Consider the following 12,436-nt stretch of genomic DNA (forward strand, 5'->3'; position numbering starts at 1 on the left):
TCCGCGTCGTTATGGTTGGGGGAAAAGTTCAGGTCGCCTGCTTCAACCGCCGCCGTATGGGCTCGACGATGTCGCCGTTGTCCGCGCCCAGCACGGGCGGTGCGCTCACCTCCAGGGCGCGCGCGCCGTCGTAGCTCACGGGCGAGCGGATGGTGCGCCACTCGCCGCCCATGGGGTGCGCCGTGCCCACCGCCAGCTGCAGGTGGCGCACCTGCTCGTCCTCCAGCGCCTCGCGGGTGTCGTACATGGGCGCGTGAGGTACGTCCTGGGCCTGCAGGCGCTGGCACCAGGTGGCGCGGTCATGGCGGCGGAAGATGCCGCCCAGCAGCGCGATCAGATCCTCCTGGTGGGCGATGCGGCTGTCGCGGGTGGCGAAGCGCGGGTCCTCGAACAGGGCGGGGCGCTCGATGGCGTTGGCCAGGCCCTGCCAGAACTTCTCGGGCGAGGACATATGCAGCGCAATCCACAGGCCGTCGGCGCATTCAAGCACATAAGACTGCGAGACGCTGGGCCGGCTGTAGGGCCCCATGATCTCGTTCTCGGAAAAGTAGTGGGTGAAGGCGTCCAGGTTGAAGTGGCACATGGCCTCCAGCATGGACACCTCCACGCTGCGCCCCTGGCCGGTGCGGCCGCGCTCGACCAGCGCGCCCAGCACGCCGTAGGCGGCGTAGAAGCCGGTCAGCGCGTCAGCCAGCGCCGGGCCCACCACGCGCGGGTTGGCCGGGTTGACCAGCAGCTTGAGGAAGCCGCTGGCGGCCTGGGCCACGGTGTCGTAGGCCGGCCGGCCAGCGGCCGGGCCGGTCTGGCCGAAGCCGCTGATGGCGCAGTAGATCAGGCGCGGGTTGAGGGCGCGCAAGCGTGCCTCGCCGGCACCCAGGCGTTCGGCCGCGCCGGGCCGGAAGTTCTGGATGTAGACATCGGCGTCCTTGACCAGCTCGTCGAACACCGCCGCGTCCTCGGGCAGCTTGGGATTGAGCGTGACGCTGCGCTTGTTGCGGTTGTAGGTCTGGAAGTGGGGGCTGTACAGACCATTGCGAAACGCGCGGAAGGGGTCGCCCGAACCCGGTTGCTCGATCTTGATGACCTCGGCACCGAGGTCGGCCAGGAACATGCCCGCCGCCGGCCCCGTGATGAAGGTTCCCTGCTCCAGCACCTTGATGCCGCTGAGGACTTTGAACACCGCTTGTACTCCTCTGTTTGTGGTGGTGGCGGACCTACTGCATAACCGCCACCGAATAGGAGCGAACTGTAGTGGGCCCGAACAAGATTTGGAAATGATCATTTTTCATCGTTATCATCGACCTCATCGATCATTCAAGGAGACACACGGTGGAACTGCGACACCTGCGCTACTTCATTGCCCTGGCCGGTTCGCTGAACTTCACCCGCGCCGCCGAGCGCGTGCACGTGACGCAATCCACCTTGTCGCACCAGATCCGTCAGCTGGAAGAAGAGGTGGGCGTGGCGCTGTTCGACCGCGTCGGCAAGCGCGTACTGCTGACCGAGGCCGGTGACGAGTTCCTGCACTACGCCACGCGCGCGATGGGCGAGATCGACCAGGGGCTGGGCGCGCTCAGGCAGAACTCGTCGGAGACAGCGGGCGAGTTGCGCATAGGCTCCACCCACACCTTCAACCTGGGCTTCATCCCCGATTGCATCGCCACCTTCCTGCAGCGCCACCCGCAGGTCAAGGTGGTGGTCGAGGAGTTATCGGCCGAGCAGATCGGTGTCCGGCTGCGGCAGGGCTCGCTGGACCTGGGGATTGCCTACCGGCCACCCGATCAGGACAAGCTGCAGTTCGAGCCGCTCTTCAACGAGGAGATGGTGCTGATCGTGGCGCGCAACCACCCTCTGGCGCGCCGCAAACGGGTGCGCATGGTGGAGCTGCACCACCTGCCCATGGTGCTGCTGCCATCGACCTTCGCCACCCGCAACATGCTTGACGAATGCTTTCAGGCCTGCGGTGCCGAGCCGCAGGTGATGGCCGAGATGAACACCCTGGCGCCCATGATGGGCGTGGTGGCCAGGACGGCTCTGGCGTGCATCGCGACCGCCAGTGCGGTGCCCGCCAATTCGGGTCTGCAGATCGTCCGACTGGAAAGCCCCACCCCGGTGCGCACACCGGGCATGCTGTGGTCGACCGAGGCTCGCCGGGCGCCGGAGACCCGGGCGTTTTCAGCCATTGTGCGCAAGCTGGCATTTCGAAGCAGCCTGCTGGATGCCACTAGGCGAACGGGCGGCTGATCGGTGGCATGGCCGGCCGATGCCCCAAAGGTTCTGGGGCAGTGGCCTGACCAGTTGGTTGTTAGCTGCTATCAAATCAGGAGAGTAAAGGGGCTGACGGCGGGACTGGCTAGGCACTCGGCAAAGCTGCGGCTTCGGGTCACCAGACCCGCAGGCCCATTTCCTCCAGCATTCCGCGCTGGCGCGCATCCAGGCCGAGGCTCATAGCTTCAGACTCATGACCAGGCATGCTCGCACTGGGGGTTAACCCGCCGGGTAGTAGTTCCTGCGCTTGCCGACAAGGCAGTAACCGCGGTGCTCGTAGATCCACAGCGCCCGCTGGTTACTTAAGAAATGTTCGAAGGATTACCTTTGGGGGTTTATTTTAATGTTCCACGATGTATATTATGTTAAATCGTATGGCGCATCGGTATTATCCACGCTTGACCCCAGGCTCACTTCATTTGTAGAGCTTTGTAAAGTTGTGGCAAATGTTTCGCGCCACCCACACCCCGCCGCTGTCCGTTCTGCTTGATGACCTGCTGACCAAAACCCTGAAACGCTGGATGCCGCCAACGAGGCACCACGGGCCGCGCTGCTGGCGCTGTTTTATGAGTCTCGCTGGGGGTTAGCCTGCTGGAAACCACGGCCCACAACGGCTACATGGTCGAGCTACAGCACCGGAAAAGCCTGGAGTGTGAAAACGCCATGCTCAGGACGCGGATTGCGGGCCTGGAGGCTATCGGAGATTTTGGGGCCGCGAACGCGCCCGCGATGGGCTATCGAGGCATCTAATCCCGGTATGACAAAATGTCACACAAAGACACAACTCAGGCCGCCATGCGCTCCATTTTCAGCTATGACTATCCGGCCATCGGCCGCAATTTTCTGGTGCACACCAGCAACGTGGCGCGGCACTATCGCAGGTTCTATTTCCCGCGCTGGGGACTGGTCGGAACCCTGACGGTGCTGTTTTTTGTGCCGCTGCTCATCTCGTTTTTGCTCCTCCTGGCGCTGAACAGAATCGTCAGCCCTGAGGTATGGGACCGCGACTTCAAAGACTTTCTAGGTTAGCCGGTCAGTGATTTGCGCAGTCGCAACGGCTGGCCGTCAGCCAGATGGTGGAAGAAGGCTCGTTGGCCGTCATTGACGTAACTCCCGCCCTGCCCCAAGTAAGCTATGTCGCCATGTACAAAGGAGAGCATCGAAGCACGCTCCTTTCGTCAATCATCATGCTGGCCCAGCAATGTTGCGACTTCACGCGCATGTTTCAGGCCGGCAAGGACTTGAATGCTGCAGGGGGCGAAAAAGGAACCGATTCCACCATCTGATGAAGGACGAAACAGTTACCGCTCGTTGGTGCATGCGGTCCCCCTATTACCTGCAGATTGGCAAAGCATCGAAGCCGCCAGTCGCTCCCGTTGTACCAATCTGAGCAATCTATTCTCGCGCCTGCCACACCGACGCGCTCCAGGTGGGCGCGGCGGAGTTGATGATCTTAAGGATCTCGGGCGGGATGTCACCTGCCCCCGTCAACTGGCGAATTTCCAGCACGTCGTCGGTACCAAGTCCGGAGGGCGCCCGGAGTGCCCACTGGATGGCTTCGTCGAGCGACTTCACGTCGATGATGTAGAAACCGCCGACCAGCTCCTTCGACTCGGCGAAAGGGCCATCGACGACATAACGCTTGCCTTTGGAAACCGCGACGCGGGCACCCCGTGCCGCAGGGTTCAGGCCCTCGGACGCAACCAGGACTCCGGCCTTGTGCATCTCCTCGTTGAACGCCATGTAAGCGATAAAGAGTTTCTCGTCGAAACTCGCTTCCATGCCCGCTTTCGGTTCGTCCGTGCCTGCTTGTGCCGTGATGATGAATCGCATCGTAGTTTCTCCTTGTGGATTGGTGCCTCTACTACCACGACGAATGGCGACTCGTCAGATCGACACGGCCAGCGGTCTTTTTTCAGGTTTTCCGAATTCACTGATCTGACTTGGTTCCCTGCGCTTGCGATGGCAATGCGGTTTGCCAATGACGGGGCACATGGCTAACGGCAGTAAGTTTGACCATTTCCGGCGAAGTAACGTTGACCAGCTAGCTGGGAGAAACAGTACCTTGCAGGTCCGGTGGTTTCCAACCCCGAGCCCAATCGAGGTAGGCCCCTGCCTCCATTGGTCTTGCGATGAAATAACCCTGTGCGAGGGCGCAGCCGAGCTGGCGCAGCAAGTTCCAGTCTGCCTGCGTTTCAACCCCTTCGGCTACCGCTGTGATGTTGAGCTTCTTCGCGATGTCGAGGCTCGATTCAAGGACCACCCTGGCCGATGCCTGTTTGGTTGCGTTTGTCACAAAGGATTGATCGATCTTGAGCTCGGTGAAGGCGATGCGCGTGAGCTGCTGCATTGAGGCGTAGCCGGTGCCGTAATCGTCAATCGACAAGCCGAAGCCCTTCATGCGCAGGCGCGCGAGGTTCTCGAGTGCCCTGCCAACATTGGTTGTGGCCACGGACTCGGTTACCTCGAGGACCATATGGCGTGGCTCCAGCCCCTGGTCGAGCACAAGCTGAGTCACGCGGTCGGCAAGGTGCACGTCGCCCAGCGATTGGGGCGACAGGTTCACTGACACGGTGGCCTGCAGCCCGGCATTGAGCCAGGTCCTGCACAATGCCGCTGATTTTCTCAGCATGACTTCCATGAGCGTATCGATCATCCCCTTCTCTTCGAGCAGGCCGATGAACGCGTGGGGAGCGACGACGCCCCGATCAGGATGGCGCCAGCGTGCGAGTGCTTCCGTCCCCTTGATTTTCCCGGTGGCCAGTTCTACCTTGGGTTGAAGGAAAGGTTCGAATTCATTGTTCTTCAATCCTGCCACGATCTCTTCCAGCGTGAACGACGGGGCAATCGTCGGCGGGGCCCGCCGGGCCTGCACTGCCCTGTGGCGTTCGATCAACAGCCCCAGCTTTCCGGGGTTGAGCGGCTTTTCCACGACGCCCAGCAACTCGATACCGTAGGCCTCGGTCATGGTCTCGACCGAGGCGATCAGGTTGCGCTCCAGCGCACTGGCGATGATGACCGACACCGGGGACTCGCACTCGCCCAGGCGGCGGATGAATTCCATGCCGTCCATGCCCGGCATATCAAGATCGCAGATGACGATATCGATGGGACGGCTGGGGTCGCGAATGATCGTCAAGGCAACATGGCCGTCCGCCGCTTCATGGACACTCCTCGCACCCAGGCCGCCAAGCATCCTCACCAGCGTGCTGCGCTGGAAATCATGGTCTTCGGCAACCAGAAAATGTAAGTTGGTGATCGACATTTCGTTATCCTTTCGTCTGCGGCCTTTCCTGGTTTCTAGCCGGGTACCGAGCCTTCAAAGGGCGTCCAAATAGGTGTTCAGGCGTTGCAATTCGTGCTGGAAGGTGCCCATGTGGGCCTCGACCGCCGCCCAGTCACTGGTGCGGCTCGCGTGCTCGATGCGTTCGCAAACCCTGGCAAAGTCGAGCGCGCCTATCATCCTGCTGGCACCCAGCATGCGGTGGGTAGACCGGGTGATCTGCGAACTGTCACTGGTAGCCACGGCCCGCTTGAGCATGGCCGCATCCTCGTCGTTGGCGGACCGAAACTCTGTGAAGATGTGGCGCTCGGTGGACGCATCGCCGCCCGAAAATTCGGCAATGACAGACCGGTCGACCGGGGCGGTCGCTACCGGTGCCGCCAGGTGTTTGCCGGATGTCCTGGGTGGCGCCCCCGGCGTGACAGTGACCTCCGGAATGGGTAGCCATTGATCGAGCTTTTCCCCTAGCTGGCACAACTGGACCGGCTTCACAAGGTAGTCGTCCATGCCGGCGGAAAAGCAGATATCGGCCTCGCCACTCAGGGCGTTGGCCGTACACGCGATAACCGGGGTATGTTTGCCTCCGGTGGACTCAAGCCGGCGAATGCCGCGCGTAAGTTCATAGCCATTCATCTCCGGCATGTTGCAGTCGGTGATGACAATCCCGAACCGGCCCGACTGCCATTTGGTCAATGCTTCGGCACCGTTCTCGGCGCTCTCCGCGGCATAGCCCAGCGCATGCACCTGCCGCATCAGGAGCATGCGGTTGATCGGGTGGTCATCCACCAGCAGTACCAGCGTTCCCTCCGTCTCGGCCTGCACAACGGTTGGCGCGTTGCGACGCGCTGCGTCGGCGGCTCGGGCTGAATCCTGCAGTTGCGCACGGTTGTTTTTTGCCAGGTCCTTCGGATCGGCGATCGGCAGTGACAAGGTGAGGATCATGGTCGTGCCTTTGCCCAGCTCGCTGACCATCTCGACCGTGCCGCCCATCATGTCAGCGAGCCGCCGGCAGATCGTGAGCCCCAGTCCGGTGCCTCCGGCACGCCGCGCCGCATCGCCCTCCCCCTGGGTGAACGGCTGGAACAGCCGCTGTTGATCCTCAGAGGAGACGCCCATGCCCGTGTCTGCAACCACAAACCGCACCTGCTCTTCTCCGTTGGTTCGTGCTATGAGCTCTGCCTTGATCTCGACCGAGCCCTTGGGGGTAAATTTGAGCGCGTTGCTGACAAAATTGTTGAGTATCTGGCACAGCCGCAATGGGTCAAACATCAGCGCGGGGCTGATGTGCGGATCGGTGCTGTGCTTGAGCAGCAAGCCTCGGCTGCTGGCGTTACCGGCGTACATGTTCCTCACATGCTCGATAGCGTCCTTGATCGAGGCGACCTCGGGATGGACCTTCAGTTTTCCTGCTTCAATCTTGGAAAAGTCGAGAATGTCGTCAATGATGCGCAGCAGCGACTGGCTCGATTCACGCACGATCGCGAGCGTGGCGCGTTGTTCGGCATCGAGCCGGGTCAGGCCCAGGAGTTCGAGCATGCCGAACATGCCGTTCATCGGCGTCCTGATCTCGTGGCTCATGGTGGCCAGAAAAGTGCTCTTGGCGCGGTTGGCGGTATCGGCTGCCTCCCGGGCTGCAACGAGCTCGGTCGTCCTTTGCACCACGCGCTGCTCCAGTTCCTTGTTCAGGTTCAGGGTGCGTTCCTCTATCTGCTTGCGCTCGGTGATGTCACGCAAAAATGCGCTGAACGTCCACGCCCCCTGAAGCAGCATCGGGGTAATGGACAGTTCGACCGGAAACTCGTGGCCGTCCCGGTGCAAGGCTGTGATTTCGAAGCGCCGGCTTAATATCGGTCCCTCGCTGGTGGCCAGGAAATGCTTCAACCCGCGCACATGCGCTTCACGATGTTTCAGCGGAATGACAAGTTCGGCCAGCGGCTGGTCGATGGCCTCTTCGCGCTTCCAGCCAAAAATGGTTTCCGCCTGGGCATTCCACTCTCTGACCAGTCCATGGGAATCCATGGCCACCACGGCATCCAGTGCCGTGTCAATCGTGAGCCGGGTACGCGCCTCGCTCTCGCGCAGCGCCTCGACGACCGCAGTCAGCTGCTGGGTTCTCTGGTTCACGCGCGCTTCCAGCGCGAGCCTCAACTGGTGCAACTCGGAATTACTCCGCTGCAGGTCTTCCTGGCTTTTACTGAGCTCTTCGTTGCGCTTATGCAGCGCGTCTTCCAGCTTCTTTTGTTCGGTGACATCTCTGGAGATACCCAACAGGTAGAGCGGCCGGCCCTTGCTGTCGAGGATGGGGATTTTCTTGGTGTGCAGGATCCGGTCGCCTTTTTTGCGCGTGTGGATCGGCTCCTCGGGGATGTCCACCACCACGCCGCGCGTCAGCACCTCATGGTCTCTGGACGTGAAGGCGTCGGCCTCTTCCTCGGGGAAAAAGTCATAGTCATTTTTGCCAACCAGATCATCCCGGGAATAACCCAGCAGCTCTTCGCCGGCGCGGTTGAATCTGACAAAGCGCAGGTCGGTCGCATCTTTTACAAAAAGCATGTCGGGGATGGTTTCGATCACCGAATCGAGAAATCTGTTCGCCGCCGCCACCTCGGCCGAACGCTGCCCCAGTGATTCCTGGCTTTGGGTGAGGTCCTTGTTGCGCTGGACGGCGGCGTCATAGGTGGACAGCAGGAGGTTGAGGATCTGCGAACGATCGGCGGTGATGAAATGCCTATGGTTATTGAAGTAAATTTCCACCCCTTTGCCCAAATCCTGCTTCCGGTGTATTTCCCGATTGACGAGAACATAACGTACGCGAGCCAGCATATAGCGCTCGTCATAGGGCTTGAGGACGAAGTTATCAGCCCCGCACTCCAGTCCACGGATCACGTCCTCCGGATCGGACATGGTGGTGACGAGAATGACCGGTGTGTTGCGAAGATCGGGCTGCGCCTTGATTCGGCGGGAAAGTTCGTAGCCGTCCATTTCCGGCATTTTCACGTCGCTGATGATCAGTGCGGGCCGGAACTGGGGCATCATTTCCAGCGCGATTCGGCCATTGCGGGCAACGCCTACTTCGTACCCCTGCTGTTCAAGAATATGCTGCAGCCGTTGGGCCTGGGTCGGGCTGTCTTCCGCTATCAGGATTTTCACAGGTGGATCGGACGATGGCGTACTTGCATTCATGAGCTCAGCTCCTCCCTATCTGACGGTCATGACCATTGCCTTGCCTGACCAGCGCAATCAGCGCATCGGCGATCTTGTCTGCCGGTAATACCTGTGTGGCGGCGCCCAGGGCAATGGCGGCACCCGGCATGCCGTGCACCACCGAGCTTTCCTGATTTTGAGCGATGGTGACGGCCCCTTTGGCCTTCATTGCATTCAATTCCTCGGCGCCGTCCTTGCCCATGCCCGTCAGCAATACGCCCAGCGCGTTCGGGCCGTACACTTCGGCCAGCGAGCGGAACAAGAAAGACACGGCCGGCCGCAGATGATTCTCCGGCGCCTCCCGGGTCAGGATGATGTTGCCGCCGATGCCGATGCCCATGTGGAAATCGTCCGGCGCCAGGTAGACATGACCTGGCAACGGACTTGTTCCGTAGGAAGCGATGTGAATCTGCAAGCTGGTGGTCTGGTTCAACCACTCGGCCATTCCGGCCAGAAATCCGTGTGCAATGTGCTGTACAACGAGCACCGGCGCGGGAAAGTCCTTTGGCAATCCTGAGAGGATGGTTTGCAGCACCGGTGGTCCACCGGTGGAGGCGCCGATGCCGATGAGTTTGATCTGCGCTGGAGTACGCTGCCGCTGCGCGCCCGGGGCAGGATGGACCGGCAATGGAGCCGTCCGCCTGTGGGCTGTGCGGCGCACGACCTTCACCTCGGACATCAGCTTGACCGTTTCGAGCAGATGAGCGGCCGTCGCCTCAAAATCGCCATGCTCGGCAGCAAAGGGTTTTTCAATGCAGGCGATGGCTCCCGCTTCCATGGCGCGGAACGTCACGGCGATGTCGGTGACGTTGCTGTGGGCACTGCAGATGACGATAGGCACCGCATGCGTCTCCATGATGCGGCGCGTTGTCTCGAAACCGTCGAGCCGCGGCATGTCAATGCCCATGAGCACGACATCGGGCTTGTTGTGATTGATGAAATCGATCACCGCCTGGCCGTCACCGACGGCGCCGACAACCCGGATCTGCGGATCCGATTCGAGCAGGTGCACGAGCAGCATGCGTGTGACCGCCAGGTCTTCCGCCACCAGTACGTTGATCTTGCCATCAGTCATGAAAGACTCACTCGGTTAAATCAGCCGCCGTACTGCCTCGATCAGGTTGCTCTGGTCGAAGCTGCTCTTGACAATATACGCATTGGCGCCAGCGTCGATGCCGCGCTCGCGGTCCTCCCGCGTTTCCAGCGCCGTCACCAGCACTACTGGTAGTTCTGCCAGTCTGTTGTCGGCGCGTATCCTCGCCGTCAGGTCAAAGCCGTTGAGCCGCGGCATTTCCACATCGGAAACAAGCAGGTCGAACTTTTCGGCGCGCAACAGGGTGAATGCATCCATTCCGTCCACGGCTGTTTTGACGTCGTAGCCGGCGGATTCCAGGATGCTCTTGATGAGCATTCGGGAGGTGATGGAATCCTCGGCGACGAGTACCATCCGGGCCTCTACCGGTTTCGCTCCAGCCGCAACGCGCAGCGGCACCCTGCCCGCTCTCCGGGCAGATTTGAGGAGGTCGGTCACATTGAGAATGGGTGCCACCTGACCGGAGCCAAGCACTGTGGCACCGGCGATATTGCGCACGCGCAACAGCGGTTTCCCCAGGCGCTTGACCAGTACTTCCTGTTCGTCCAGCACAGCGTCGACCGCAAACGCGATACGCTGATCGGCCGCGCCGAGGACAACGACCGGCGTGCTGGCGGGCAGTTCGCCGTTGTGCGGCATGGACGGCAACTCAAGCACCTCAGCCAGCCGCACCAGGGCAATGGCGCGCCCGTCCAGTGCGATGGTTTCGCGCCCCTCCACCGCCAGAATATTGTCGGCCTTCACGCGTGCCACACGTTCAACGTGGGAGGTGGGCACAACAAACAATTGCTCCTGCACTTCGATCAGAACTCCCCGAAACGTCGCGAGCATCGATGGCAGCACGATGCGGAAACAGGTTCCCCGGTGCGGTTGACTCTCGACCGTGACAGTTCCTCCCAGTTTTTGAGCCTTCTCGCGCACGATCGCCAGGCCCAATCCACGACCGGACAGTCGGGTAATCATCGCGCTGGTGGACACCTCGGCCTGGAAAATCAGCGCCTGCGCCTGCGCGTCGTTCAACTGGCGCGCCTCGTCCGCCGAGACAATCCCCTGCTTGATGGCCGACTCCTTGACCTTTGCTGTGTCGACGCCTGCGCCGTCGTCGGACATGGAAATTTCCACCTTGCTGTCACTTACCTGGGATACGGTGAGCGTGATCGCGGCACGGGAAGGCTTGCCCAGGCGCATGCGTGAATGGGGCGTCTCGATACCGTGATCAACGCTGTTACGCAGCAGGTGGACAAGCGGGTCCTTGATCTCCTCCAGGATGCGCTTGTCGATCGCAATCTCCTCGCCATGGACCGTGAGGTCGGCTTCCTTGCCTTGATCGCGGCACAGGTCGCGCACCAGTTTCGGAAATGATGTGGAAATGGTGGCAAACGGCAACATGAGCAGTTGCTTCGAGTCCTCCAGCAGGTCATCCACCAGTTTGCCAATGGCATAGCGGTCGTGCTGCGCCGTTCGCTCCAGTGCCACGGCCTCGTCTTCCACGGTTTTGATGTAGTCCATGCTCCAATCAAAGAAATCCAGCACCCGGGCCAGCTCCGCAGAGGAATGTGTCGGGGAGCCTGGCTGATCGGATAGCAGACGCAGCTGCCGCACTTCCGGCTCAACCGCGCCCCAGGCATTGCGCCAGGCTTCAAAGCGGCCAGACAGTTCGCGCAAATCAGTCACCCGCTGGCCGACAGTCAGTTTGGCCATCAGCATTTCCTCGGCCTCCAGTAGTCGCGCCTCCAGTTTCGAGACAGCGACGCGCACGGTTTCCTGGTGGCCCATTTCCGTCGCGACGGGTGCAGGCAAAGGCACAGCAGGTTTCACAACTTCGATGACGGGCGGCGCCGTCGCTGCGTCGTCGCCGTTGGGCGGCCGCCCGGCAGCAGCGGACTCCCGAGGGCTCAAAGAAGAAGCCGTTCCCAACTGGCGCAACGACGACAAGGCAGACTGGTCACCGGCGCCGCCGGAACTTATGGGCGCGGCCAGCGCAGAGGCGATGGCATCGAGTGCGCGATGCAGCGCGTCGAGCGCATCGGGCGACGGCAAGCTTTCCTGCCGCTTCCAGCTGGAAAACACGTCTTCCATCGACTGGCACAGCAACTCGATCTCGGTGAAATCCACCGCCCGTGCCGCCCCCTTCAGACTGTGCGCGGCGCGGAATACCGTCTCCACGATCTGGCCGTGGGCCTGCGCAGAAGGCGTTCTTTCCAGCTCCAGAAAACCGGTCGAGATCGTCTGCAAATGCTCTTCGGCTTCGACCTTGAAGGTCGCGCGGAGTTGTCGGATAAATTTGTCTTCTTTGGTGCTCATGACGATGTTGTTGATTACACCTTGTAGCGCTCAGCCATCTGCTTGAGCCGCTGGCCGAGTTCGTCCAGGTTGCGCGCCGCAACCTCCAGCTGCCTGGCGCTCGCCACGTTCTGCGTGCTCGCCTGCTTGATGCTCTCCATCGCGCCCGCCACCTGGTCAACGCCCACCAGCTGCTGCTGGCTCGACGCCGCAATCTGCGTGGCCGCCTGCGCCGCCTCCGTCACGTTGCCCGCCAGCGCCTGGATCGATTCGCCCGCCATTTCACTCTGCCGGCTCCCCGCCTC

8 protein-coding genes and 2 pseudogenes are annotated in these 12,436 nt (G+C 61.3%); 3 read left to right on the forward strand and 7 right to left on the reverse strand.

Features of this window, described 5'->3' with window-relative positions; all coding sequences use genetic code 11:
• Positions 1–28: 28 nt before the first annotated feature.
• Entirely contained in the window at positions 29–1,180 is a 1,152-nt protein-coding gene (locus tag AC1DS5_RS10585) for a CaiB/BaiF CoA transferase family protein (protein WP_477718203.1), read from the reverse strand.
• A 149-nt stretch (positions 1,181–1,329) separates the two neighbouring features.
• Between AC1DS5_RS10585 and AC1DS5_RS10590 the strand changes: the two genes are divergently transcribed.
• From AC1DS5_RS10590 to AC1DS5_RS10600, 3 genes and pseudogenes are all read left to right on the forward strand, one after another.
• Complete coding sequence (locus AC1DS5_RS10590) at positions 1,330–2,244, forward strand: LysR substrate-binding domain-containing protein (protein ID WP_477718204.1); 915 nt, start codon at positions 1,330–1,332, stop codon at positions 2,242–2,244.
• A 789-nt stretch (positions 2,245–3,033) separates the two neighbouring features.
• Entirely contained in the window at positions 3,034–3,297 is a 264-nt protein-coding gene (locus AC1DS5_RS10595) for a hypothetical protein (protein ID WP_477718205.1), read from the forward strand.
• A gap of 53 nt (positions 3,298–3,350) precedes the next feature.
• Positions 3,351–3,554 (forward strand): annotated as a pseudogene (locus AC1DS5_RS10600) (hypothetical protein); the annotation flags it as partial.
• A 109-nt stretch (positions 3,555–3,663) separates the two neighbouring features.
• Here the strand turns inward: AC1DS5_RS10600 and AC1DS5_RS10605 are convergent.
• From AC1DS5_RS10605 to AC1DS5_RS10630, 6 genes and pseudogenes are all read right to left on the reverse strand, one after another.
• Positions 3,664–4,101 carry a YciI family protein gene (locus AC1DS5_RS10605; RefSeq protein ID WP_477718206.1) on the reverse strand — a complete coding sequence of 146 codons (438 nt, stop codon included), beginning with the start codon at positions 4,099–4,101 and terminating at the stop codon, positions 3,664–3,666.
• A gap of 211 nt (positions 4,102–4,312) precedes the next feature.
• Complete coding sequence (locus tag AC1DS5_RS10610) at positions 4,313–5,533, reverse strand: EAL domain-containing response regulator (protein ID WP_477718207.1); 1,221 nt, start codon at positions 5,531–5,533, stop codon at positions 4,313–4,315.
• A gap of 54 nt (positions 5,534–5,587) precedes the next feature.
• Entirely contained in the window at positions 5,588–8,734 is a 3,147-nt protein-coding gene (locus AC1DS5_RS10615; protein ID WP_477718208.1) for a response regulator, read from the reverse strand.
• 4 nt (positions 8,735–8,738) lie between these two features.
• A complete protein-coding gene (gene cheB / locus AC1DS5_RS10620; RefSeq protein WP_477718209.1) occupies positions 8,739–9,830 on the reverse strand; it encodes a chemotaxis-specific protein-glutamate methyltransferase CheB in 1,092 nt (363 codons plus the stop codon).
• 15 nt (positions 9,831–9,845) lie between these two features.
• Positions 9,846–12,152, reverse strand: a complete 2,307-nt coding sequence (locus AC1DS5_RS10625) for a hybrid sensor histidine kinase/response regulator (RefSeq protein ID WP_477718210.1) — start codon at positions 12,150–12,152, stop codon at positions 9,846–9,848.
• Between the two features lie 14 nt (positions 12,153–12,166).
• A pseudogene (locus AC1DS5_RS10630) lies at positions 12,167–12,436 on the reverse strand (chemotaxis protein); the annotation flags it as partial.

This window comes from Polaromonas sp. P4_H1, from assembly GCF_056400945.1.